Below are 24,286 nucleotides of genomic sequence, written 5' to 3' on the forward strand. Positions count from 1 at the left end.
CGGCGGCCCCGGCTCGGACGAGTCCCGACCTCGTCCAGTGCAACAGGTTGTTCAAGTCCCGGCCATTTCAACCGAGTTCACGATGGGTCGTGCGGCTGGGCCCGCCGTCGTACGGCGTTCCTCACCGGCTCCGGGGACGCAGCACCGCCCCGGCCAGCACCAGGGCCGCCGCCGCGATCACGGTCGCCGCCTTGAAGGCCAGTCGGTAGCCGTCAGCGGTGGCCGGAAGGAGATCGGCGCCCCGGGCGAGGACGGTGTCCGTGCGGGTCGCGGCCAGTGTGGTCAGTGCGGCCAGACCCAGTGAACCGCCCACCACCTGCGTGGTGTTGAACAGCCCCGAGGCAGGAGACGCTGCAACAGTTGACGGACTGGGCCGAGCGCCACCGCGGGCACATCGCGACGGCGCGGGCGGCCTACGACGCCGAGCACCGACCGGAACTGCTCGACGCGTAGGCCGCGCACGGGCTCGCCGCGTGGCGTGGGTTCATCACAGCCCGCGCGGGCTCGCTACAGCCCGAGCGGGCTCGCCGTGGGGCGCGGGCTCGCTACAGCCCGAGCGGGCCGAGGTCCGTCGTCAGTTCCTTGAAGACCTCCCGGGGGTCGGCGACCAGCTTCCGCAGCTTCAGGTCGAGGATCCCGCCGACCGCGCTGATCTCGGCGGCCACGGTGCCGTCGGTCTTGCGTATCGTCTGCAGGATCCGGAACGTCTTGCCGCCGCCCCACTCGAACGCGCAGGTCACCTCGACCTCGTCCCCGGCGAGCAGTTCGCGCAGATAGCGGATCCTGGTCTCCAGCGCGACCGGGCCCACGCCCTGTCCGACGAGCCGGCTCTGGCTGACCCCGACCGCCTGGAGCAGCGACCAACGGGCGTGCTCCGCGTAGTTGAGGTACACCGCCTGGTTGAGGTGTCCCTGGACATCCGTCTCGTATCCGCGGACGGTCACCCGGACGGAAAACGGCTCGCTCACGGTTGGCCTCTCTCGTGTATGACGCCCTGACGTCTCCGATCCTGGCACGCCCGCCTCACACCCGGCGCGGCGAAGCCAGTACATAGCGCTCACGCGTCCGCGGCTGGGTGTACTCGCCGGACTGCCAGCCCGCTGCCTCCAGCGTGGCCGCATACGCCCCGAGCGCCCCGGCGTCCGGCGCGTACACCGCGACCGCCTCCGGCTGTGGGGTCGCACGCACCCGGTAGCCGTCGGCGTCCGGCCCGGCCGGGCGGTGGCCGGCCGCCTCCAGGGCGAGGGCGGCGGCCCGCACCAGATGGGCGCGTTCCCAGCCGCAGGGCCGGTCGGCCGCCCCGTCCGGGTTGGTCATCCGGCGCAGTTCGAGCAGGCCCTGCCAGGCGCTGTGCACCTCGCGCGTCCGCGCGGGACCGGAGGCGGCGCCAACCTCTTCCGCGCCACCGACGCGGGCCGCGAAGACCCCGCCGTCCGCGGCGGGCGCGCCGGCCGGTGCGGCGGGCTCGGCGGGGGCGGGGGCCTGTGCGGCGGGCATGGCGGGGGCGGGGGCCGCTGCGGCCGGGCCCGCGGCCGGTGCGGCCGTCTCGCGCAGGCGGTGTCCCGCGGGGGTGAGGAAGTGGTCGTGCGGCGGACGCGGATGCCGGAAGGCGAGCCCCCGCTTCACCAGCGCGGCGAGCTGCGCCTCCGTGCCCCGCAGCCGCCCGGTGACCGGGTCGGCGGAGTCGATCACCCGCCGCTGCGCGGCGGTAGGCGGTCGGGCCACGGCCTGCTCCTCCCCGGTGGTCGTACGCTGCGAAGAGCCGGCGGCCGGCTCCTTCGAAGCCTACGACCCGGGTACGACAGCGGGCCCGGACCGCCCGGTGTCAGGGGTTCGGCCGTAGGTTCCAGTCGGCGATGACCGGGCGGTTGTGTTCGGTGGTCAGTCGGCACAGGGTGCCGGTGGTCAGGAGGAACAGGGCTCCGTGGGTGGGCGGGAGGCCGAGTCGGCGGGCGGTGAGGACGCGCAGGAAGTGCCCGTGTGCGACCAGGAGCACGCCTTCGGTGTCGGCGAGCGCGGCGCCGATCTTGGCCAGCACCCGGTCGGCCCGCTCGCCGACCTGCCGGGGGCTCTCCCCGGGGTGCTCGGGTGGGCCCGGTGCCACCCCGTCCGTGAACAGGAACCAGCCGGGCCGGGTGCGATGGATGTCCGCGGTGGTGACCCCCTCGTAGCCCCCGTAGTCCCATTCGTGCAGGTCGGCGTCGACGCGGGCGTCGCCCACTCCGATCAGCTCGGCGGTCTCCCGGGCCCGTTGCAGGGGGCTGACGAAGGCCACGCCGATCCGCTGCGAGCGCACCAGCGGGACCAGCCGGCGCGCCTCGCTTCGGCCGTGCTCGGTCAGCGGCACGTCCGTCCAGCCGGTGTGCCGTCCGGACCGTGACCACTCGGTCTCACCGTGCCGGACGAGAAAGAGGTCACCCACCTGCCCACCCTTCCCGCGCGTCTTCTCGCACCGTGGCACGGGAGGCCGGTGGCCGCAGGCCGAACTGGTCCGGACGGCCCTGGACGGCGCCCGAGGGCGTGGGCGGTCACTGCCGGTAGCCGCCGAGGAAGCGTCCGATCCGCCCGATCGCCGCCTCCAGGTCGTCCGCGTGCGGCAGGGTGAGGATCCGGAAGTGGTCCGGGGCCGGCCAGTTGAACCCGGTGCCCTGGACGACCTGGATCTTCTCGCGGAGCAGCAGGTCGAGGACGAACCTCTCGTCGTCGTGGATCCGGTGCACCTTGGGGTCGAGGCGCGGGAAGGCGTACAGCGCGCCCTTGGGCTTCACACAGGACACGCCCGGGATCTCGTTGAGCCGTTCCCAGGCCACGTCCCGCTGTTCTCGCAGCCTGCCGCCGGGCGCGGTCAGTTCGCGGATGGACTGGCGGCCGCCGAGGGCGGCCTGAATCGCGTACTGGGCGGGCGCGTTGGCGCACAGCCGCATGGAGGCCAGCATTGTCAGGCCCTCCAGATAGTCCTTCGCGTGCTGCTTCGGGCCGGTGACCACCAGCCAGCCCGAGCGGAAGCCGGCCACCCGGTATGTCTTCGACAGCCCGCAGAAGGTGAGGACGACCAGGTCGGGGGCGAGCGCGGCGGTGGAGTGGTGGACGGCGTCGTCGTAGAGGATCTGGTCGTAGATCTCGTCGGCGAAGACCATCAGGCCGTGGCGCCGGGCGAGGTCGAGGATGCCCTCGAGGACCTCCTTGGGGTAGACGGCCCCGGTCGGGTTGTTGGGGTTGATGACGACCACGGCCTTGGTGCGGTCCGTGATCTTGGAGGCCATGTCGGCCAGGTCCGGGTACCAGTCCGCCTGCTCGTCGCACAGGTAGTGGACCGGTTTGCCGCCCGCCAGGGTGGTCACCGCCGTCCACAGCGGGAAGTCCGGTGCCGGTACCAGGATCTCGTCGCCGTCCTCCACCAGTGCCTGGACGGCCATCGACACCAGTTCGGAGACGCCGTTGCCGAGGAAGACGTCGTCGACGCCGACCGCGAGGCCCAGGTTCTGGTAGCGCTGGGCGACCGCCCGGCGGGCGGAGAGGATGCCGCGCGAGTCGGTGTAGCCGTGCGCCTGCGGCAGCATCCGGATCATGTCCTGGAGGATCTCGTCCGGTGCCTCGAAGCCGAACAGCGCGGGATTGCCGGTGTTCAGGCGCAGCACGCTGTGACCCGCCTCCTCCAGTGCGTTGGCGTGCTCGATCACCGGGCCGCGGATCTCGTAGCAGACCTCGCTGAGCTTGTTCGACTGCCGGAACTCCATGCGCCGCTTCCCCTCAGATAACTGATGTTGCTTGGTTTTACCAAGTGGGAGCTTGGAAAGTCCAACAACATGTCTAGACTGCGTCGCATGTCACCTCGCCGAAGCTACGACCAGTACTGTTCCGCCGCCCGCGCGCTCGACCTCGTCGGCGACCGCTGGACCCTGCTGATCGTCCGGGAGCTGCTGGCCGGCCCGCGCCGCTACACGGACCTGCACGCCGACCTGCCGGGGGTGAGCACGGACGTACTCGCCTCACGGTTGAAGGACATGGAGCGGGACGGGCTCACCACCCGCCGCAGGCTGCCCCCGCCCGGCGCCGCCTACGTCTACGAACTGACCGGACGCGGACGGCAGTTGCTGCCCGTGCTGCATGCGCTCGGCGCGTGGGGGCAGTCCGAGCTGGCGGAACGCAGACCCACCGACGCGGTGCGCGCGCACTGGTTCGCGCTGCCGCTGCTGCGGGCGCTGGACGGCGAGGGACTGGTCGAAGTCCACCTGGAGGAAGGGGACTTCCATCTGTACGCCGACGGCGAGGAGGGGCCCGTGTACGGCGACGGACGGGCCCCCGCACAGCCCGACGCACGGCTCGCGATGGACACCGGGACCTGCACGGACATCGCCCGCGGCGCGCTCACGCTGCGCGACGCGGTACGGGCCGGGCGCGTCGCCGTCACCGGCGACGGCACACTCGCCAAGACGCTGCGGGAGACGTGAAGACGCGGAAGGCCCGCCGTGGCGGCGGGCCTTCCCGGAGGTCAGGCGCCCGGCGGCACCCGGGACGGCCGTCCCGTGCCACGGGTCAGCGCATACCCGCCGATGCCGGCGAGCGCGGCCAGCACACCGCCCATCCCGGTCCACACCCAGCGGTCCGTCCACCAGCCGGACGACCAGCCGCCGTCGGGTTCGATGCTGGACAGCACCGCCGACTTCACCGACCCGTCCTCGCCCGGATCCGCGGTGGCGTCCGACGCCACTGAGACGCCGGGAACCAGCGGCTGTGCCAGCGAGCCGTCCACCGCGGCCGAACCGCCGATCTCCTTGGATCCGACGCGGACTTCGGCGCTCACCGGCAGGCCCAGGTCGGCCGGGGCGGCGTTCACCACCGTCAGCCGGACGTAGTAGGTGCCCGGCAGCGGATCGTTCGCCCACGGCTCCGACCAGGCCCGTACCGTGCGCAGCACGCACGCCGTCTCGACGGTGGCGGCGCCCTCGGCCGCGGTGCGGGTCTGGGCGCCGTACTGGCAGGACTGGCGGCGGCGCAGACCGTCGTACACGTCCAGCTGCCACGTCTGGGCGCCATGTGTGTCGGGCAGCTTGACCGTGGCCCTGACGTCGGGCCGCTGCCCGGCGTCCGCCGGGAACGACCAGTACAGATAGTCGCCCGTGGAAGCGCTCGCGGTGGCCCGCTGTCCTTGCTCGATCTCGGTCGCCGTACGGAACGACGTCCCCGCCCGGGTGGGCGCGCCCCCGTCGTCGGAGGCGCCCGGCGACGGGGAGGAGTCGGCCGCCGCGGAACCCGCGGCCAGCCCGAGCGCCAGCAGGGCGCCGCTCAACACCTGTGTGATCCGCATCAGTTGGTCCTCCAGACCGCGACCCGCCAGCGCGACAGCCAGCCCCACAGCACACCTGCGACAAAGCCGGTCAGCACCAGCGCGCCGAGCAGCCACCAGCCGCGGCCGAGACCGAAGGCGGCCACGTCGCTCGCCTTGCTCGGGCCGTCCACGACGTCGATGGTCAGCTCCAGCGGCGGCCCCGGTGTCGTCTTCACCCCGGCCGCCACCGAGAAGGAGTTGGTGACCTGGAGGCACACCGGCTCGGCGGTGGCGGTGTCGTCGTCGCTGTCCGGCTTCGGGTAGCGCAGGCCCGTCGAGAGGACATCCGTACGGCCGTTGCCCGCGGCCTCGCCGCGCACGATCTCCCGGCCGTGCACCGTGACGGCCCGCAGCAGCACCCCGTAGTCGGGGTTGACGGCCCGGTCCGCGGCCACGCTCACCGAGGCGCGCAGCTCCTGGCCGGGGTCGACGTCCACCTTGTACCAGCGCTGCTGCCCGAACTCCTCGCGGTCCGTGTACAGCCCGGCCTTCAGCGCGGGCGCCTTCGCGCACTCGGCGGCCCCCTCGGCCGCCACCGGAGTCACCACCGGTTCCGCGGCGCGGTCCACCAACTCACCGACCCGGTCGCTGAGTTCCTCCTTGTGCTGCACGGAGGTGTAGGTGCCGCCGGTGGCGTCCGCGATGCAGATGAGCTGGTCGCGGGTCTTGGCGTCGGGCACCAGACCGAGGGTGTCGATGGTCAGCCCGATGCCCTTGGCGGCTATCTCGCGGGCCACCTCGCACGGATCGAGCGGCGGGCAGGTGTCCTCGCCGTCGGTGATCAGGACGATACGGCGGGTCCCCTCGCCGCCGTCGAGGTCGGTGGCCGCCTTCCGCAGCGCGGGCCCGATCGGCGTCCAGCCGGTCGGCGCGAGGGTCGCCACCGCCGTCTTGGCCTCGGTCCGGTCCAGCGGGCCCACCGGGTACAGCTGTTCGGTGTCCTGGCAGCCCTGCTTGCGGTCGTCGCCGGGGTAGTTGGCGCCCAGTGTGCGGATGCCGAGCCGCACCTCCTCGGGTGTCGCGTCGAGCACCTCGTTGAACGCCTGCTTCGCCGCGGCCATCCGCGACCCGCCGTCGATGTCCCGCGTACGCATGGAACCGCTGACGTCCAGCACGAGTTCCACCTTCGGAGCGGTCTGGTCCGTCTCGTCGGCGACCGCTCCGGCTGGGAACGCGATCCCGGCCGCCAGGGCGGCGAGCAGGGCGCAGACTCCCGCCGCCAGCCGTTGTGTTCTGATCATCGGCGGATCCTATTGATCAGAGGTGTCCTGTTCCAAAACGAGCGGGTTGGGCAGCGCGGCCCACTGGTCACCGGGGGTTCGCGGGGACAGCCGCATCAGGGTCAGTGCCTTGGCCGGCAGCGGTCCCTCACACAGTGCGCCCAGATCGGCGGTGCGCGGTAGGTCCGGCAGGGCCGCGGCCAGCGCGGCCCGCAGCGCCGGCCCCGAACCCGCGGCCCCGGCCAGCGCCCCCGCCACCAGTGAGCCGAACAGCTTGCGGCGCAGCGCCGATACGTCGTCCGTGACCAGCCGGCCCGTCAGATCGGGCGGGGTGATGCCGTGCCGGGCCAGCCGGGCGGGACTGATCCGGATGTCGGCGAGGTCACGGTAGACGAGCCGCAGCGGATCGCCCGCCCCGGACAGCACCACCAGCAGATTCTGACCGTGCGCCTCCAGGGCCACGCCCCACTCCAGCAGCCGCAGCCCCACGGTGAGCGTGAGCCGGGCGAGCGCCGCCAGCCGGCCGGGGCTGTCCGGCAGACCGGTGCCGGCCAGCGCCGCCACCGGGAGCACATACTCGCCCGGCCCCGCGAACCGCTGCGGTGACTCGCGCAACACGGCGGCCAGATCAGGGGAGTTCGCGGAGGCCGCGCCCAGCGTGCGGGTGATGTGCAGCAGCCCGCCCATGCGGTCCGACAGGTTCTCCGCGAACGCCGACAGGGTCGCGGAGGCGCCCACCGAGTACACCGAGAGGTCCCGCACCGAGGACGTCAGCCGGGCGCTCAGAGCGGTCTTGACATGCGGGCCGCCGGGCACGGCGAGAGTGCGCAGGGACATCAGCGGATGGGCCGAAGGGCCCGGCTCACAGGGCGACTTGAGGACATGGGCGGCCTGCCACGGGTGCACCGGGATCAGCAGCCGGTCCCCGTCCCGCCACTCCGCGGGCCACGCACCCGTCAGCAGGCACTCCGACGCCGCGACCGGCACCGTCCCCAGCTGAACCACCGGCCGGTGCTCCGGCCCGTACGCGAACTGCTCCGCCACCGAGAAACCCGGCCGGGAACGGCAGTTGGGGTGGAACGGATGGCCGTCGACCACCCGCTGCTCCCACTCCCAGTCCCACCGCGGCCGGCCGCCCGGCAGTTCCGTCCTGCCCGCCCGCGACAGCGCCAACGAGGCGACGCTGTGCGCCAGTTCTTCCGCCAGGCCCGACGCGTTCGGCACCGCGAGAGCCAACAGCAGCCGGGCGGGGTCGTCGTAGCCCCTACCGTCCAGGAACACCACGGTCGCATACGCGTCGGTCGCGTACGGATCCGCGAGCGGCCCGCGCAGCGTGCGACCGTCGGCGAGCCACAGCGCCAGCCCGTGCGCCCCGGCCGCCCGGCGGACGATCCACGGCAGCGGCTCATGGGCCAGCGCCCGCCACAGACGGGTCAGCACGGCCGCGCGGGCACCGGGCAGCTCGGCCGCGTACCGGGGCACGAGGCCGGGCCGCAGGCCGGCCAGCTCGGCGGCGACCTGGGCCTCGGCGGTGGGGGGACGGTGCACGAGCGGGCTCCTCGGATCCGGGTGGGTGGCAGGAATGCCGGGTTCCAGAGACATACTGATCGCGATCGGACCGTGCGGCCGCACCACACCGCGTGGGCCGTGCCACCTGTGGACGCAGAACGACGAATGGACCGCGTGGACCCCATGCCCCCCAGCGACGACATCGGGGCGCGCGCCGACGCGTATGCCGCCGCGCCCCTGCTCAACTGCCTGCTCCGGGAGATCGCCGAGCCGCTGCCGGGGTCCGGCGAGCCGCGCGCCCACCGGCTGCCCGGCAGCGGCCGGCTGCTGCGTGTGCGCGGCGGTCGGCGGCCCGCCGCACCCGAGATCCACGCGGCCGGCACCTGGCACCGCGTCGGCCACACCGAGCTGGTCAAACTGGTCGCCGACGAACTGCGCCGGCACACCGGGCTGTCCAACGACGACCTGCTCACAGAGATGATCGACAGTCGCGACGCGATCGCCGCGCTGCTCACCGCGCGCGCCGCGGCGACGCCGCCCGATGACCCGTACCGGCTCTCGGAGCAGTCCCTCGTCACCGGCCATCCCCACCACCCGGCGCCCAAGGCCCGCGGCGGCGGCCCGGTCCACCGCTGGCTGCCGTACGCCCCCGAGGCATACGCCCGCTTCCCGCTGGTGCTGCTCGGCGTGCGCGCGGACACGGTGGCCGAGGAAGGCGACACCACGGCGCTGGACGCCCTCGGCACCGCGCCGCCCGGCTACCGGCTGCTGCCCGCCCACCCCTGGCAGCTCGACCTGGTCGCCCGCACCCTCGCGCCCGCCTTCGCCGACGGACGCCTGCTGCGGCTGGGCACGACCGCGTCGCACGCGTGGCCCACCGCGGCGATCCGCACCCTGTACGAGCCCGGGCACGATCTGTTCCTGAAGTTCAGCCTCGATGTGCGCATCACCAACGACATCCGTCGGCTGTGGCGTCATGACCTGCTGAAACTACGCCGTACCGACGCCGCCGCGAGCCATGCCCTCGCCGCCTTCGACGGCCCCGCGGCCTGGCTCGGGGACCGCGGCTACCGCACCGCCGCGTTCGCCTTCGAGGAACTGGCCGTCCTCGTCCGTGACGGGCTGCGCGGCCATCTGCTGCCCGGCGCGACCCCGCTGCTCGCCGCCGGACTGGTGGAGGGCTTCACCGGTGACCCACTGGCCACCGCCGCGGATCCGGCGGCCTGGTGGGCGGCGTATCTGCGGCAGGTCGTCCCGCCCGCCCTCGCCGCCTTCGCCGACCACGGCGTGGTGATCGAGGCGCATCTGCAGAACACGCTGGTCGCCGTGGACGGCGCCGGGACGCCGGTGCAGGCCCTGTTCCGGGACGCCGAGGGCGTCAAACTGCTGACGGACGTGTCCCGGGCGGCCGGCTGGCAGCGGCTCGTGTACTGCCTGGTCGTCAACAACCTCATCGAGGTCGCCGCCGCCCTGGCCGAGCGGCACCCCGGATACGACCCCTGGCCGGCCGCCCGCCGCGAGCTGGCCCGGCACGACCTGCCCGAGGCCCGTGCACTGCTCGCCTCGCCCACCCTGCCCGGCAAGACGAATCTGCTGCTGCGCTGGACCCGCGCGGACGGCGCGGACGCCCGCTACCTCCCCCTGCCGAACCCACTCGCGCACGACACCTGACTCGCCCAGCGGGTGGAATGCGTCGACGCCGATCGCCACGGCCGGCGGGTCCGTTTCGGCGGCCTTGCGCACTCGCACCTGCGCACCGGCCTTCTCGGCACCCTCGACGGCGGCGCGCGCCAGGGCGCGCTCGGTGATCACCCTGGAGGCGGGAGAGCCGGCCGAAGAGGCGTGTAGCCTCGGGACAATGTTGCGTGAGGTCACTGCGACCCGTTATGTCGCGCCGCTGCGCGAGGGTGGCTCCGTGCCGGGGATCGTCGAGGCCGACGACCTGGGCACATACGTCGTCAAATTCACCGGCTCGGCGCAGGGGCGCAAGGCGCTGGTCGCCGAGGTGATCGTGGGCGAGCTGGCGCGCGCCCTCGGACTGCGCTTCCCCGAGCTGGTCCTGGTGCGCTTCGATCCCCGGATCGCCGCGCACGAGCCGCACCAGGAGGTGCGTGACCTCCACGGCGCCAGCGCCGGTGTCAACCTCGGCATGGACCTTCTGCCGGGCGCGCGGGACTTCACCCCCGAGGTGGCGCGGACCTTCCCGGTGGACCCGGTGGAGGCGGGCCGGATCGTCTGGCTCGACGCGCTGACCGTCAACGTCGACCGCACAGTGCACAGCTCCAACCTGATGATCTGGCCGACCCTGGGCATCGCGCCGCCGCGGCTGTGGCTGATCGACCACGGCGCGGCCCTCGTCTTCCACCACCGCTGGGACGGCGCGGACCCCGCGAAGGCGTACGACTTCCGGCACCACGCCCTCGGCCGCGTCCGTGTCCCCGGCCCCGACGGCGCGGCGGGGTCGTCCGCCGCGCCGGACGTCCGCGCGGCCGACGCCGAGTTGGCGCCCAAAGTGACCCGGGACCTGCTGCGCGAGATCGCCGCGGCGGTACCGGACGCGTGGCTGGCCGGGGAGCCCGGCTTCACGACGCCGGACGCGGTCCGGCAGGCGTACGTCGGCTATCTGCACGCGCGCGTACGGGCGTCGTCGGCCTGGATCCCCACGGACTTCCCCACCGGGGAGGAACGCGCCGCCGAGGAGGCCCTGCGGGCGGCGCGTACCCAGGAAGGCCGCCCGCAGTGGCTGAAGCGGGTCCCCGACCTGCATGGCAGACCGGGGGCGGAACAGGACTGGTCGGTGCACCTGGGATGACCCGGCGCGTGGAGATCGAGTACTGCACCTGGTGCCGGTGGCTGCCCCGCGCGGCCTGTCCGGCGCAGAGTCGCTGACCGCCTTCGGGGGCTGAGCTGCCGGAACCGGCCCTGACGCGGGCACGGGCGGCGTCTTCGTTTCGTCCGGGTGAACGACGAGGCCGTGTGGGACCGGCGGGAGCGGGGCTTCTCCGAGCCGACGGCCGTGAAGTGGGTCGTGCGCGTCCGGGTGGCCCCGGGCAGGTCCCTGGGCCACCCGGACGGCTGAGGGCGGCCGCCCGCGGCCGACCCCGATCCGCCGGCTGTTCGTGGCCGGTTTCAGCCTGCCGGCTGTTCGTGGCCGGTCTCAGTCCCGACGGCTGTTCGTGGCCGGCCCCGATCCGCCGGCTGTTCGTGGCCGGTCTCAGCCTGTCAGCTGTTCGTACGCGGGCAGTGTCAGGAAGTCCGCGTAGTCCTCGTCGAGGGCGACCCGGAGCAGCAGATCGTGCGCCTGCTGCCAGTGCCCGGCGGCGAAGGCGTCCTCGCCGATCTCGGCCCGGATGTCCGCCAGTTCCTGGGCAGCGACCTTGCGGGCCAGTGCGGGGGTGGCCTTCTCGCCGTTCTCGAACTCGACGCCCGCGTTGACCCACTGCCAGATCTGCGAGCGGGAGATCTCCGCGGTGGCCGCGTCCTCCATGAGGTTGAAGATGGCGACCGCGCCGAGGCCGCGCAGCCAGGCCTCGATGTAACGGATGCCGACCCGCACGGCGTTGACCAGGCCCGGGTATGTCGGCCTGGCGTCGAGGGAGTCGATGGCGATCAGGTCGGCCGCCGAGACGTGGACGTCCTCGCGCAGCCGGTGCTTCTGGTGCGGCCGGTCGCCGAGCACCTTGTCGAACGACTCCATCGCGATCGGGACCAGATCCGGGTGGGCGACCCAGGAGCCGTCGAAACCGTCGTTCGCCTCCCGGTCCTTGTCCGCCTTCACCTTCTCGAACGCGACCTTGTTGACCGCCTCGTCGCGGCGCGACGGGATGAACGCGGCCATGCCGCCGATCGCGTGCGCGCCCCGCTTGTGGCAGGTGCGGACGAGGAGTTCGGTGTACGCGCGCATGAACGGGGCCGTCATGGTGACGGCGTTGCGGTCCGGCAGCACGAACCTCGGCCCGCCGTCCCGGAAGTTCTTCACGACCGAGAACAGATAGTCCCAGCGGCCCGCGTTCAACCCGGAGGCGTGGTCGCGGAGTTCGTAGAGGATCTCCTCCATCTCGTAGGCGGCCGTGATGGTCTCGATCAGGACGGTGGCGCGGACGGTGCCCTGCGGGATGCCGACATAGTCCTGGGCGAAGACGAACACGTCGTTCCAGAGGCGGGCCTCCAGATGCGACTCCGTCTTCGGGAGGTAGAAGTACGGGCCCTTGCCGAGGTCCAGCAGACGCTGTGCGTTGTGGAAGAAGTACAGGCCGAAGTCGACGAGGGCGCCGGGCACCTGGGTGCCGTCGGCGTCGACCAGATGGCGCTCGTTCAGGTGCCAGCCGCGCGGACGCATCACGACCGTCGCCAACTCGGCGTCCGGGCGCAGGGCGTACGACTTGCCGCTGCCCGGGTCGGTGAAGTCGATGCTGCGGGTGTAGGCGTCGATCAGGTTGGCCTGGCCGAGGACGACATTCTCCCAGGTGGGCGCGGAGGCGTCCTCGAAGTCCGCGAGCCACACCCTGGCGCCCGAGTTGAGCGCGTTGACGGTCATCCTGCGGTCGGCCGGGCCGGTGATCTCGACCCGGCGGTCGTTCAGGGCCGCGGGTGCCGGGGCCACCCTCCAGGTGTCGTCCGCGCGGATCGCGGCGGTCTCCGGGAGGAAGTCGAGCGTGGAGGTACGGGCGATCTCGGCGCGGCGCTCCGCTCGGCGGGCGAGGAGCCGGTCACGGCGCGGCGTGAAACGCCGGTGCAGCTCGGCCACGAAGGCGAGCGCCGCGTCGGTGAGGACCTCCGGCTGCCGGGGCAGGGGCTCGGCGTCGACGATGGCCAGCGGGGACGGCGCTGGTGCGGACATGAACTGTCACTTCCTTCAGCGGTGGCACCGGGTGCCAGTCGTTCCGTGGGTCCGTGAAGTGGTTGGGCGCTTCTGGTTGGTGGATACTAGTTTCCTCATCGTGGAAGTTCAATGAGTGTCGACGTCGAGATCTCCGCGTCGAGGCAAGGCGGCGCCCGGTGTCACGACGCTCACTCAAGGTGGATGAGGTCCGCCTCCGTGTCGATGTCGTACGGCCGCGCCACGTCCCCGCACTCGACGAGCGTGATCGCCGCCTCGTGCGCCTTCAGGTAGGCGCGGGCGCCCCGGTCCCCGGTCGCGGCGGCGGTGATGCCCGGCCAGTGGGCGGAGCCGAGCAGAACGGGATGGCCGCGCACGCCCGCGTAGGCCGCCGACACGAGGGACGCCTCGTCCCGGTAGGCGGCACGCACCCGGGCCGCCGCCTCGGGCCCGATGCCCGGCTGGTCGACCAGCGAGACGAGGGCCGCCCGGGTGTCCGTACCGACGAGCGAGTGCAGCCCGGCCCGCAGCGAGGAACCCATGCCCGCGGCCCAGTCCGGGTTGTCCACGAGCACGCAGCCGCCGAGGTCGGCCCGCTCCCGCACGGTCGCCGCGGCGGCGCCGAGCACCACATGGACGCGTGCGCAGCCGGCCGCGCGCAGCACCGCGACCGCGTGCTCCACCAGCGGTCTGCCCCGGTGCTCCAGCAGTGCCTTGGGCCGGCCGCCGAGCCGTCGTCCGCCGCCCGCGGCGAGCAGCAGCCCGGCGACCCGTGTCCCGTTGCCCTGGTTGTCCGTCATGGCTCCTGCATACCTGACCCGAGGAGGAGTAATCGGTGTCCTGGGACTGAATTTCGGTCCCCGCAGTGGCGCGGCGCGCAGCGGGTGGCGTTTACTGGCCGTCCCCCGGTGTCCGGCCAGTGCCGCGGGTGCCGGGCGGGATCGTGAAGGGTGCGCCGCGCGTAGTGTGGAGGGGGAGGGCCATGTTGCGGAGTTTGGGGCAGATGCCGGTGACCGGCAGCGACGAGGACCCGAGAGTGACGGGGCTGCGGACCGCGGTCTCCCGGCTGCGGCGGGAACTCGCCGCGCATCCGGCCGAGTTCCGGGACCGCGCGATAGCCGAGGACGAGCTGGCGGCCCTGGCCGCGATGACCTCCGACGGCAACCCGGAGATCCCGCGCCTGCGCCGCTCCCTGCTTCTGATCGCGGGCGCGATCGGCTCGGTCAGCGCCCTGTCGCAGGGCCTCGCGGAGGTCCGCTCGGCGGTGGAACTGTTCGGGGAGCCCCCACGGTAGGGCTCCGCCGGTTGGGCCGGGCCGCTGATGCCGCCGCCGTCCCGATCGCTCGGCACCCGTCGCCGACGCTGGTCTGTTACGCCCGGTCGGGGGGGTGCGGTCTGCCTGGTGGGCGGGGTGTGGGTGCGGTGTGCCGGTTGGGTGCGTGGTTGTGGCTGCGGTTGGGGGTCGTAACCAGCGGTGGCCGTCTGCGGCGCCGTCGTGGCTGGTCGCGCAGTTCCCCGCGCCCCTTCGTCTTCGGGGCTCGGTCGGCGTTCTGTCGCGGGGTTGCGGTTGGGGGTTGTAACCGGTGGTGGCTGTCTGTGGTGCCGTCGTGGCTGGTCGCGCAGTTCCCCGCGCCCCTTCGGGGCTCGGTCGGCGTTCTGTCGCGGGGTTGCGGTTGGGGGTTGTAACCGGTGGTGGCTGTTTGTGGTGCCGTCGTGGCTGGTCGCGCAGTTTTCCCCCGCCCCTGTTCTGGTGGTCGGTGGGGTCAAGGGCCTGCTCGCGGCGTCGCGTCGTTCCCGGCAGTCGCAGTCGCTGTAGTCAGGAACCGGCGCTGGCCAGGGAGCGGGACAGTTCCGTTGCCACCTGCTGGAGCACCGGCACGATCTTCTCCGTCGCCGATTCGGTGACCCGGCCCGCCGGGCCGGAGATCGAGAGGGCGGCGGCCGTGGGGGAGCCGGGCACCGAGACCGCGAGGCAACGGACGCCGACCTCCTGCTCGTTGTCGTCGATCGCGTAGCCGAGGCGGCGCACGTCCGCCAGCGCGGCCAGGAAGCCGTCCGGCGTGGTGATGGTCTTCTCGGTGGCCGCGGGCATGCCGGTGCGGGACAGCAGCGCACGCACCTCGTCGTCGGGCAGGCCCGCGAGCAGCGCCTTGCCCACCCCCGTGGAGTGCGGCAGCACGCGCCGGCCGACCTCGGTGAACATGCGCATCGAGTGCTTGGACGGCACCTGCGCCACGTACACGACCTCGTCCCCGTCCAGCAACGCCATGTTCGCCGTCTCGCCGGTCTCCTCGACCAGACGGGCCAGATAGGGACGGGCCCAGGTGCCGAGCAGCCGGGAGGCGGACTCGCCGAGCCGGATCAGTCGCGGACCGAGCGCGTACCGGCGGTTCGCCTGCTGGCGTACGTACCCGCAGGCCACGAGCGTCCGCATGAGCCGGTGGATGGTCGGCAGCGGCAGCCCGCTGCCGGCGGCCAACTCGCTCAGACCGACCTCGCCACCGGCGTCCGCCATCCGCTCCAGCAGGTCGAAGGCGCGCTCCAGGGACTGGACCCCACCGCCGGCGGACTTGGCGGAGTCGGTGCTGCTGGCGCTGGACGGCGGCACGGCGCGTTCCTTTCGACTGGCGGGAAGGGCAGAAGCCTACCCGGCGGCCGGTCGGCTCCCCGCTTATGAAGAGCCACGTTCTGCTGGTCGGAATTCTAATTCCACGTCGTGGAAAGATCCAGGGTGAGCATCCGAAGGGCCCCGTCGAGCAGTGTGCCCCTTGACGCCGACCGAGCGGGAGTGAAGACTCCTTCAACAGATCGTTGAATTCCATTACGTGGGCGTATATCCCGTTTCCTGGAAGTGAACGACGGCAGAGAGGGGCCCGGGTGTCCGACGCCGAACTGGTGCTGCGCTCGACGCGCGTCATCACCCCGGAGGGGACGCGGGCCGCCTCGGTCGCCGTCTCCGCCGGGACGATCACGGCCGTACTGCCGCACGACGCGCCCGTGGCCGAGGGAGTCCGCCTGGAAGACGTCGGCGATCACGTCCTGCTGCCCGGCCTGGTCGACACCCATGTGCACATCAACGACCCAGGCCGCACCGAATGGGAGGGCTTTTGGACCGCCACGCGCGCGGCGGCGGCCGGCGGCGTCACCACCCTCGTGGACATGCCCCTCAACTCCCTCCCGCCGACCACCACGGTCGACCACCTCCGCACCAAACGGGCCGTCGCCGCCGACAAGGCCCACGTGGACGTCGGCTTCTGGGGCGGCGCCCTGCCCGGCAACGTCAAGGACCTGCGCCCGCTGCACGAGGCCGGGGTCTTCGGCTTCAAGGCGTTCCTGTCGCCGTCCGGCGTGGACGAGTTCCCGCACCTCGACCAGGACGGGCTCGCCCGGACGCTCGCCGAGATCGCCTCCTTCGACGGCCTGCTGGTCGTGCACGCCGAGGACCCGCACCAACTCGCCGCCGCCCCGCGGCACGGCAGCCCCAGCTACGCCGGCTTCCTCGCCTCCCGCCCGCGCGACGCCGAGAACACGGCCATCGCGCAACTGATCGCACAGGCCCGACGGCTCGACGCGCGCGTGCATGTGCTCCATCTGTCGTCGAGCGACGCACTGCCGCTGATCGCCGCCGCCCGCGCCGACGGCGTACGCATCACCGTGGAGACCTGCCCGCACTACCTCACCCTGACCGCCGAGGAAGTCCCCGACGGCGCCGGCGAGTTCAAGTGCTGTCCGCCCATCCGCGAGGCCGCCAACCGGGACCCGCTGTGGCGGGCGCTGACCGACGGCACGATCGACTGCGTCGTCACCGACCACTCGCCCGCCACCGCCGACCTGAAGACGGCCGACTTCGCCACCGCCTGGGGCGGCATCTCCGGCCTCCAACTGAGCCTGGCCGCCGTCTGGACCGAGGCGCGGCGGCGCGGCCACGACCTGGCCGACGTCGCGCGCTGGATGTCGACCCGCACGGCCGCACTCGTCGGCCTCGACGCCCGCAAGGGCGCCATCGCCGCGGGCCGCGACGCCGACTTCGCCGTCCTCGCCCCCGACGAGCCCTTCACCGTCGACCCGGCCCGCCTCCAGCACCGCAACCGGGTCACCGCGTACGCCGGCAAGACCCTGTACGGCGTCGTGAAGTCCACCTGGCTGCGCGGCGAACGCATCGCAGCCGACGGCGAGTTCACCGAACCGAGGGGCCACCTGCTGAGCCGTACCCCCTGAGCCGTACCCCTTGAGCCGCCCCCCCCCGCGCACCCGCAGCCGCCGACTCCCGAAAGGAACCCCTGATCACCGTGACGGCGATGCCCCGCTTCACCGGCGACGCGAACCCCTACGGAGGCGGTGACCCGTACGCGGACTACCGCACCGCCGACTTCCCCTTCACCCATCACGCCGACCTCGCCGACCGCCGGCTCGGCGCCGCTGTCATCGCCGCCAACGACGAGTTCTTCGCCCAGCGGGAGAACCTGCTGCTGCCCGAGCGCGCCGAGTTCGACCCCGAGCGCTTCGGACACAAGGGCAAGGTCATGGACGGCTGGGAGACGCGCCGGCGCCGTGGCGGCTCCGCCGCCCACCCCTGGCCCGCCGCCGAGGACCATGACTGGGCGCTGGTCCGGCTCGGCGCGCCCGGCGTGGTGCGGGGCATCGTCGTCGACACCGCCCACTTCCGCGGCAACCATCCGCAGGCCGTGTCCATCGAGGGTGCGTGTGTGCCCGGCTCCCCGTCGCCCGAGGCACTGCTGTCCGACGACGTGAAGTGGACGACGCTGGTGCCGCGCACCCCCGTCGGCGGCCACGCGGCCAACGGCTTCGAGGTCGACGTCGAACAGCGCTTCACGCACCTGCGGGTCAACCAGCATCCCGACGGCGGCATCGCGCGCCTGCGCGTGTACGGCGAAGTCGCGCCCGATCCCGCCTGGTTGGCCGTGCTCGGCACCTTCGACGTGGTCGCCCTGGAGAACGGCGGCCGGGTCGAGGACGCCTCCGACCGCTTCTACTCGCCCGCCACCAACACCATCCGGCCGGGCCGCTCCCGCACGATGGACGACGGCTGGGAGACGCGCCGCCGCCGCGACCAGGGCCATGACTGGATCCGCTACCGGCTCGCCGCCCGGGCCGCGGTCCGCGCGGTCGAGATCGACACCGCCTGTCTGAAGGGCAACAGCGCCGGCTGGGCGTCGGTGTCCGTGCGGGACGGCGCGGGCGGGGAGCAGGGCGAGGGCGGCGAGTGGACCGAGATCGTCCCGCGCACCCGCCTCCAGCCGGACACCAATCACCGCTTCGTCCTGCCGGAACCGGCCGTCGGCACGCACGCGCGCGTGGACATCTACCCGGACGGCGGGATCTCGCGGCTGCGCCTGTACGGCTCCCTGACCACCGAGGGCGCGACCCGCCTGACGGCCCGCCACCAGCAACTGAGCGGCTGATCCCGCCAGGCACCCCCAGCGCTGGCGCCGCCACCACACGCCCCTCCCGGCGCCCACAGCCAGCTCCGCGCCCCCCGAACCCGACCGCCCGAAGGAGCAGCCCCCAAAGAGACGCGCCCCAACCCCCCCAAGCCGAACCGACCGCCCCCCACCACCGCGCGGGCGCGCGACACCGACCGAACCGCAAGAACCTCACACCCCCATCGACGGCGAACCCGGCGCCGTTGGGCCGCCACAAGGCGCATCCGCTGCTGCGTCCAGGGTGCGCACCGCGCGTTGGCGGTGTGCTGCGCTTCGAAGCCACGTTCCCGGGTCACCGCGCCCGCGCGACCGATCACGCCGGACCGCCGGAGGGTTACGCCGCACCGCCGGGCACGTCACGGCGGCGGGCATCTCGATCCAGACGTACGACGCCGCGGGGCGCCCCGGGTACGGGTCGTACGCACTGCCGGAGCAGAGCCGGGCGCCAGGTTAACTTCCCGCTAATTCATCGGACTTGGCGGGCAGTTCTGCCCAGCTGTCATTGACATGCCATCCTCTACGCGCGTCATCATGAGGGCATGAGATTCCCCCCACGCATCACTCGCATCGGCGCCGCAGCCGCCGTCCTCTCCGCCCTCCTCGTCGGCGGCACCGTCACCGCCGGCCCGGCGGCCGCCGCGGTCGGTAGCATCTGCTACAGCGACCTGCCCACCCAGGCGTACGACACGCTCGAACTGATCGAGCGGGGCGGTCCGTTCCCGTACTCGCAGGACGGCAGTGTCTTCCAGAACCGCGAAGGCGTCCTGCCGAGCCACCCCACTGGCTACTACCACGAGTACACCGTGAAGACCCCTGGCTCCTCCACGCGCGGTGCGCGCCGCATCGTCACGGGTGAGGAGTACCAGGAGGACTACTACACCTCCGACCACTACGCCACCTTCGACCTCGTCGACTTCGACTGCTGAGGGCCGCCGCTGAACAGTCCGAGGACCGGTGCGACCTGCTGGAGACCCGGCCCGCTGCCCGGCCGGGCCTCCAGCCCTCACCATTCCTGAGCAGGCGGGGCTCGTGGATGCCGGCCATGCGAGCGGCCTCCCACCGCGGTAATTCGATGGCGCGCGCGAAACAGTGGGCCCACCCTGGTCCCCATGGCAGAACCCAAGTACCGGATTCGAGCCCTGCACACGGACTCCACGGTCACCGTCTATCAGGCGTACGCGCCGGGGATCGGTCTGCCGGCCGCTCGGGAAGGCCGTTTCCCGGCGGTGTGGCAGCGGGACCGGATGACATGGATCAAGCCGTCGTTCCTGTGGATGATGTCACCGCTGCGGATGGGGCGCCAAAGAAGGTCAGGAGACCGTCCTCGCCGTCGAGATCTCCCGCGCAGGCTTCGAGTGGGCACTGGAACACGCCTGCCTGTCCCACTACGAGCAGGCGCTCCACGCCGACCACGCCACGTGGAAGCGCCAATTGAAGCGGGCTCCGGCCCGGGTGCAGTGGGACCCCGAACGCGACCTGCGTCTTCAGCCGCTTCCTCACCGCTCGCTCCAACTCGGTCTCGCCGGCGAAGCCGCACGCCTCTACGCCGACGAATGGATCACCTCCATCACCGACATCACCCCGCTCGCCCACACGATCCACGCCCACATACAGGTCGGCGACCTGGACGCCGCACGGCACCTCCTGCCCCGTGCACGCCCCTACCCCGTGAACCACGGCTTCCTGGCCCATCTGAGCCCATGAGCCAGGCCGCTGGAAGTGGGGAATCGGCTGACCGTCGCAACCCAGCCGCGGCAACCGGAGCACTCCCCGCCCGACCACATGGCGTCGCCGAAGGCACCGGCGCGGGACGAGGACGAGACGACGAACGGCGGGTCCGGCGACCGGGCCGGGAAGGGCGGATGCGGCACGGTCGCCGGGACCCGGGGGTGTTCTGCCGGGACCCTCAGGAGGCCGCGGCCGGGTGCGGGTCGCCGAGGTACGGGAACCGGTCCAGGGTGTCGGTGTGCGGTGTCAGACCGGTGGGCGGTGCCTCGTTCTTGGTGAGGAACGCGACGCGGATGTCGATGACGTCTTCGGTGAACGTCCGGCCATTGGGGTACGCGGCCGGCTTGGAGGGGTCGAAGTGCAGCACGTCCGGCAGGATGCCGTGCTCCTCGAGCGCGGCGATCGCCTCCTCGGGCGTGTAGCCGCCGGTGTGGCCCAGCAGGTGCACGAACTGCTCCGTCCACCTGGCACGGTCGTTGGCCGGCTCGCCGGCGTTGTACTCCTCCTTTGTGTCGTCGGTGTTGAAGAAGCTGCTCACCGACGGGTGTCCGGCCCGGTCCGCGTGGACGAGTTCGCCGTCGCGCAGGACACTGCACCGGCCCCAGACGCGCAGCTCGGGGTCGGGCGCCAGCTCCGCGGTCGGCACTTCGACGGCCATGGAGAAGACGTTGGCCGTGACGTTGGAGTCGACGCCGGTCCACGGGGACGGCCCGTCCAGATGCGGGGCGGTGAAGTTCCGGTTGCCGCTGGTGTCGAACAGGTTCTTGATCCCGTCGAAGTCGAAGAAGAAGGCGTCGCTGCGGCTGCCGGCGGCCACCTTGTAGGCGCCGCTGTCGACCACGTTGGCCCGCGGGCCGAAGGAGACGTCGGCGTCCGACACGATCTTGGTGCCGACCGCCTCGGGGCTGCGGGACTCCGTACCGGTTGCCATGAAGACGCTGTAGGTCTGGGAGCCGTCGGCTGCCGGCGGGCTGAAGACCCAGCTGAAGGCGATGTCGGTCAGGTAGTCGCCGTCGTTGTCGATGTTCAGCCGGTATACGGCGTCGGGGTGCAGGGCGTCGGCGTTGGGATTGGCGTTGAGGATGAGAGCGGTCCTGCTCGGATCGCCGGGGGCTTGGAAGGCGTAGAGGTCGCACAGATCGAGGCGCTGGTCGCCGAGCGGCGGCCCCAGGCTGAGGCCGGTGAAGTGATTGGACATGTCGGGCGCTTCCTCTGCTCGCTCGCTGGAAAACCGCCAGAGCGCCACGGCCGTCTGGCAGCGCGCGTGAACGTCGGGGGCGGTGCGGCCACGCTAGCCCGGCGGACCGGTCCGGCCGTCGATGGGGAAAGTGCCGCTGCCAAACAGCCCTCGAATGGGCCACCGGCACAAAGCCGCCGCCCTGCGAGCAGAGGTACGGCTCGCCTCCGCGGACCCTTCCACGGCGCCCGTCTCCCAGGTGCCCGCCGGTCTCGCCGGCGCCGGGATCGCCGCCGCGCTCTTCGTGAGCGTCGCCATCTCCTGGCTTTCGTGTTCTCGCCAGCCCGGCCGCGGCAACCGCGTGCGGATCGCCCCCCCGCCCAGGTGTATTGCCCTGTGAGGTTGGGGACGCGGCCGGCGGGTGGTCGGCCTTTCAGCGCGGTGTGTCCGCGGACGCGGGACTCCTCGACGCCACCGCCCCCAAGCACGACCCGCAGGACACGGGCGACGCCGGGCGCCGTCCGCGTCCTGCGGGTCGTGCACGCCCTGCGCCGCACCGGGACGCGGGCCGGCCTCACCACACGGGTGCCCGGGGCGTGATCAGGGCCTCGCCCCCGCCCTCGATCTCCGCCGGCCGCACCGGGCGCCGCTCCCGCCGGGACACCTCGCACGCCTCGGCGATGCGCAGCGCCTGCAGTGCCTCGCGCCCGTCGCAGGGATTGGCCCGTTCGCCGCGCACCACCTCGACGAAGGCACACAGTTCGGCCTCGTAGGCGGGGCCGAACCGGTCCAGGAACCCCGCCCAGGGCTTGTCCGCGGGCGGTGGCCCGGTCGGCTCGGTCGAGGCGACGGGCGTACGGTCGTCCAGCCCCACCACGACCGTGTCCAGCTCCCCGGCCAGCTCCATCCGGACGTCGTAGCCCGCGCCGTTCAGCCGGGTCGCCGTGGCCGTGGCCAGTGTGCCGTCGTCCAGCGTGAGCACGGCGGCCCCCGTGTCGACGTCGCCGGCCTCCCGGAACATCGCGGGTCCGGCGTCCGACCCGGTCGCGTACACATCGACCACCTCGCGTCCGGTCACCCAGCGCAGCGCGTCGAAGTCGTGGATCAGGGTGTCCCGGAACAGCCCTCCCGACAGCGGCAGCCACTCGGGCGGGGGAGGGGCCTGGTCGGCGGTCATGGCCCGCACCGTGTGCAGCCGCCCCAGCCGCCGTGAGCGTACGGCCTCCCGCGCGCCGGCGTACCCCGCGTCGAACCGCCGCTGGAAGCCCATCTGCAAGGCCGTGCCGGCCGCGTCGACCTCCGCGAGCGCGTGCAGGGTGCCCGGCAGGTCGAGGGCGATGGGCTTCTCACAGAAGACGGGCAGCGCGGAGCGGGCCGCGCGGCCGATCAGTTCGGCGTGGGCCGAGGTCGCCGTGGTGATCACCACGGCGTCCACTCCCCACGTGAAGATCTCGTCCACCCCGGGTGCCGCCGTCTCGCCCAGACGGTGCGCCAGTTCCTGGGCCCGCGCGGGGTCCGCGTCCGTGAGGATCAGCGAACCGACCTCGCGATGACGGCTGAGCGTGTTCGCATGGATGGTGCCGATGCGGCCCGTACCGATGACCCCGATGCGCATGGAAACAAAGGTGGGGGCCGACCAGGGACGCTGTCAATCCGTATGTCCGGACAATCGAACCTCACGACTTCCCGTCAACCGGCCACGGAGCTACGCTCGGGCCGTGCCGAAACCAGAAGTGGACCCGACCGCAGCGCTCGATCTCAGCGTGGACCGCAGTTCGCCGGTCCCGTTGTACTTCCAGCTGTCCCAACAGCTGGAGGCGGCGATCGAGCACGGAGCGCTCACGCCCGGCAGCCTGCTCGGCAACGAGATCGAGCTGGCCGGACGGCTCGGCCTGTCCCGTCCCACCGTCCGCCAGGCCATCCAGTCCCTCGTCGACAAGGGGCTGCTCGTGCGCCGCCGCGGGGTCGGCACCCAGGTCGTGCACAGCCAGGTCAAACGCCCGCTGGAGCTGAGCAGCCTCTACGACGATCTGGAGGCGGCCGGCCAGCGTCCCGCGACCTCCGTCGTCGTCAACACCGTCGTCGCGGCGTCCGCCGAGGTGGCGGCGGCGCTCGGGGTGGCCGAGGGCAGCGAGGTGCAGCGCATCGAGCGGCTGCGGCTGGCCCACGGCGAGCCGATGGCGTACCTGGTCAACCATCTGCCGCCCGGCCTGCTCGACCTGGACACCGCGCAGTTGGAGGCCACCGGCCTGTACCGGCTGATGCGCGCCGCCGGGATCACCCTGCACAGCGCCCGGCAGTCCATCGGGGCCCGGGGCGCCATGGCGGCCGAGGCGGAGCGGCTCGGTGAGGCCGAGGGCGCCCCGCTGCTCACCATGCAGCGCACCACCTTCGACGACACCGGACGCGCGGTCGAGTTCGGCGACCACATCTACCGCCCGTCCCGCTACTCCTTCGAGTTCCAACTGCTCGTACGCCCCTGACGGGCGACGTACCGCTGCCACGCCCGAACGGCAGCCCGTACGCCCCTGTGTGCGATCCCCATGGCCTGGGCGGCAGTTCGTACGGCCCCTGTGTGCGGTCCGCATGTTTTGGGCGGCAGTTCGTACGGCTCTGGTGTGTGGTCCGCATGTCCTGGGCGGCAGCTCGTACGGCTCTGGTGTGCAGTTCGTACGGGCCGGGCGGGCTGCGCGTGCGGCCACGGCGGGCAGTTCGTACGGGCCCGGACGGCAGGCCCGGCCGCCCGCCCCTGCCGCGGCGACCCTTCCGCGCTCCCTGCCGGACGGCCGGGCGACCGGACTGCCGGCTGCATCGCATCGTCCGGACAGTCTGACCGGCCGGCCCTCCCCGCCGCGGAACCGCATCACGCGTATCCGGTGGGGGACCGGTTCGTGAGGCTGTGGCGCGGCACCATGGTGGGCCACCACACACGGGAGGAGATCACCCTGGACGAGTTGACCGGTCAGATGGCGGGCGAGCCGATCTGGAGGCCCTGCGCCACGAACTGCGGCGCGGTGGAGCCGCCGGGCCCCATGAGGTCCCCGTACCGCACCCGCCCCG

21 protein-coding genes and 3 pseudogenes are annotated in these 24,286 nt (G+C 72.7%); 11 read left to right on the forward strand and 13 right to left on the reverse strand.

What is annotated here, in order from left to right:
- Positions 1 to 121: 121 nt before the first annotated feature.
- From ABT245_RS03495 to ABT245_RS03520, 5 genes are all read right to left on the reverse strand, one after another.
- On the reverse strand, positions 122 to 313 hold the full coding sequence (locus tag ABT245_RS03495; RefSeq protein ID WP_502982062.1) for a hypothetical protein: 192 nt from the start codon (positions 311 to 313) through the stop codon (positions 122 to 124).
- A 232-nt stretch (positions 314 to 545) separates the two neighbouring features.
- Complete coding sequence (locus ABT245_RS03505) at positions 546 to 968, reverse strand: acyl-CoA thioesterase (protein WP_351728116.1); 423 nt, start codon at positions 966 to 968, stop codon at positions 546 to 548.
- Between the two features lie 55 nt (positions 969 to 1,023).
- Positions 1,024 to 1,725 (reverse strand): hypothetical protein, encoded by a 702-nt coding sequence (locus ABT245_RS03510; RefSeq protein ID WP_351728118.1) that lies wholly within the window; start codon positions 1,723 to 1,725, stop codon positions 1,024 to 1,026.
- Positions 1,726 to 1,825: 100 nt separating this feature from the next.
- Entirely contained in the window at positions 1,826 to 2,422 is a 597-nt protein-coding gene (locus ABT245_RS03515) for a histidine phosphatase family protein (protein ID WP_351728119.1), read from the reverse strand.
- Between the two features lie 106 nt (positions 2,423 to 2,528).
- Positions 2,529 to 3,737, reverse strand: coding sequence for a pyridoxal phosphate-dependent aminotransferase (locus tag ABT245_RS03520; RefSeq protein WP_351728120.1), 1,209 nt, complete (start codon positions 3,735 to 3,737; stop codon positions 2,529 to 2,531).
- 87 nt (positions 3,738 to 3,824) lie between these two features.
- On the opposite strand from ABT245_RS03520, the gene ABT245_RS03525 reads away from it, so the two are divergent.
- Positions 3,825 to 4,451 (forward strand): winged helix-turn-helix transcriptional regulator, encoded by a 627-nt coding sequence (locus tag ABT245_RS03525; protein WP_351728121.1) that lies wholly within the window; start codon positions 3,825 to 3,827, stop codon positions 4,449 to 4,451.
- 41 nt (positions 4,452 to 4,492) lie between these two features.
- Here the strand turns inward: ABT245_RS03525 and ABT245_RS03530 are convergent, their stop codons facing one another.
- The 3 genes from ABT245_RS03530 to ABT245_RS03540 are packed head-to-tail and all read right to left on the reverse strand — an operon-like array spanning position 4,493 to position 8,097.
- On the reverse strand, positions 4,493 to 5,308 hold the full coding sequence (locus ABT245_RS03530; protein ID WP_351728122.1) for a hypothetical protein: 816 nt from the start codon (positions 5,306 to 5,308) through the stop codon (positions 4,493 to 4,495).
- Positions 5,308 to 6,570, reverse strand: coding sequence for a VWA domain-containing protein (locus ABT245_RS03535; protein WP_351728123.1), 1,263 nt, complete (start codon positions 6,568 to 6,570; stop codon positions 5,308 to 5,310). The genes ABT245_RS03530 and ABT245_RS03535 overlap by 1 nt, the downstream gene beginning before the upstream one ends.
- A 9-nt stretch (positions 6,571 to 6,579) precedes the next feature.
- The gene (locus tag ABT245_RS03540) at positions 6,580 to 8,097 is read right to left on the reverse strand and encodes an IucA/IucC family protein (protein ID WP_351728124.1); all 1,518 of its coding nucleotides are present in this window, start codon (positions 8,095 to 8,097) and stop codon (positions 6,580 to 6,582) included.
- A 126-nt stretch (positions 8,098 to 8,223) separates the two neighbouring features.
- On the opposite strand from ABT245_RS03540, the gene ABT245_RS03545 reads away from it, so the two are divergent.
- The 3 genes and pseudogenes from ABT245_RS03545 to ABT245_RS03555 all read left to right on the forward strand — a co-directional run bounded on the left by ABT245_RS03545 (position 8,224) and on the right by ABT245_RS03555 (position 11,137).
- Positions 8,224 to 9,729, forward strand: coding sequence for an IucA/IucC family protein (locus ABT245_RS03545; protein ID WP_351728125.1), 1,506 nt, complete (start codon positions 8,224 to 8,226; stop codon positions 9,727 to 9,729).
- 187 nt (positions 9,730 to 9,916) lie between these two features.
- On the forward strand, positions 9,917 to 10,870 hold the full coding sequence (locus ABT245_RS03550; RefSeq protein WP_351728127.1) for a HipA family kinase: 954 nt from the start codon (positions 9,917 to 9,919) through the stop codon (positions 10,868 to 10,870).
- Positions 10,867 to 11,137 (forward strand): annotated as a pseudogene (locus ABT245_RS03555) (Rdx family protein). Before ABT245_RS03550 ends, ABT245_RS03555 begins: the two are co-directional and overlap by 4 nt.
- A 135-nt stretch (positions 11,138 to 11,272) precedes the next feature.
- Here the strand turns inward: ABT245_RS03555 and aceB are convergent.
- Positions 11,273 to 12,898 carry a malate synthase A gene (gene aceB / locus ABT245_RS03560; RefSeq protein WP_351728129.1) on the reverse strand — a complete coding sequence of 542 codons (1,626 nt, stop codon included), beginning with the start codon at positions 12,896 to 12,898 and terminating at the stop codon, positions 11,273 to 11,275.
- A 170-nt stretch (positions 12,899 to 13,068) separates the two neighbouring features.
- Positions 13,069 to 13,677 carry a nucleotidyltransferase family protein gene (locus ABT245_RS03565; protein ID WP_351728130.1) on the reverse strand — a complete coding sequence of 203 codons (609 nt, stop codon included), beginning with the start codon at positions 13,675 to 13,677 and terminating at the stop codon, positions 13,069 to 13,071.
- Positions 13,678 to 13,859: 182 nt separating this feature from the next.
- Here ABT245_RS03565 and ABT245_RS03570 point away from each other — a divergent pair, with 182 nt between their 5' ends.
- Positions 13,860 to 14,171 (forward strand): DUF5955 family protein, encoded by a 312-nt coding sequence (locus tag ABT245_RS03570; RefSeq protein WP_351728131.1) that lies wholly within the window; start codon positions 13,860 to 13,862, stop codon positions 14,169 to 14,171.
- Between the two features lie 522 nt (positions 14,172 to 14,693).
- Here ABT245_RS03570 and ABT245_RS03575 read toward each other — a convergent pair.
- Entirely contained in the window at positions 14,694 to 15,485 is a 792-nt protein-coding gene (locus tag ABT245_RS03575; protein WP_351728132.1) for an IclR family transcriptional regulator, read from the reverse strand.
- Positions 15,486 to 15,754: 269 nt separating this feature from the next.
- Here ABT245_RS03575 and allB point away from each other — a divergent pair, with 269 nt between their 5' ends.
- From allB to ABT245_RS03595, 4 genes and pseudogenes are all read left to right on the forward strand, one after another.
- Positions 15,755 to 17,095 (forward strand): allantoinase AllB, encoded by a 1,341-nt coding sequence (allB, locus tag ABT245_RS03580; RefSeq protein WP_351728133.1) that lies wholly within the window; start codon positions 15,755 to 15,757, stop codon positions 17,093 to 17,095.
- A gap of 71 nt (positions 17,096 to 17,166) precedes the next feature.
- Positions 17,167 to 18,300, forward strand: a complete 1,134-nt coding sequence (alc, locus tag ABT245_RS03585) for an allantoicase (protein ID WP_351728135.1) — start codon at positions 17,167 to 17,169, stop codon at positions 18,298 to 18,300.
- A gap of 560 nt (positions 18,301 to 18,860) precedes the next feature.
- A complete protein-coding gene (locus tag ABT245_RS03590) occupies positions 18,861 to 19,247 on the forward strand; it encodes a guanyl-specific ribonuclease (protein WP_351728136.1) in 387 nt (128 codons plus the stop codon).
- A gap of 183 nt (positions 19,248 to 19,430) precedes the next feature.
- Positions 19,431 to 20,025, forward strand: a pseudogene (locus tag ABT245_RS03595) (DUF4291 domain-containing protein).
- Positions 20,026 to 20,227: 202 nt separating this feature from the next.
- On the opposite strand, the gene ABT245_RS03600 reads toward ABT245_RS03595, so the two are convergent.
- Positions 20,228 to 21,247, reverse strand: a complete 1,020-nt coding sequence (locus ABT245_RS03600; RefSeq protein ID WP_351728137.1) for a DUF4331 family protein — start codon at positions 21,245 to 21,247, stop codon at positions 20,228 to 20,230.
- 553 nt (positions 21,248 to 21,800) lie between these two features.
- A complete protein-coding gene (locus tag ABT245_RS03605; protein ID WP_351728139.1) occupies positions 21,801 to 22,841 on the reverse strand; it encodes a Gfo/Idh/MocA family protein in 1,041 nt (346 codons plus the stop codon).
- Positions 22,842 to 22,959: 118 nt separating this feature from the next.
- Here ABT245_RS03605 and ABT245_RS03610 point away from each other — a divergent pair, with 118 nt between their 5' ends.
- Together ABT245_RS03610 and ABT245_RS03615 are read left to right on the forward strand one after the other, a co-directional pair.
- Positions 22,960 to 23,709, forward strand: a complete 750-nt coding sequence (locus tag ABT245_RS03610; protein WP_351728228.1) for a GntR family transcriptional regulator — start codon at positions 22,960 to 22,962, stop codon at positions 23,707 to 23,709.
- A gap of 375 nt (positions 23,710 to 24,084) precedes the next feature.
- Positions 24,085 to 24,242: pseudogene (locus ABT245_RS03615) on the forward strand (ATP-binding cassette domain-containing protein); the annotation flags it as partial.
- Between the last annotated feature and the right edge of the window lie 44 nt (positions 24,243 to 24,286).

This window comes from Streptomyces sp. NPDC001508, assembly GCF_040298665.1.
GTDB lineage: Bacteria > Actinomycetota > Actinomycetes > Streptomycetales > Streptomycetaceae > Streptomyces.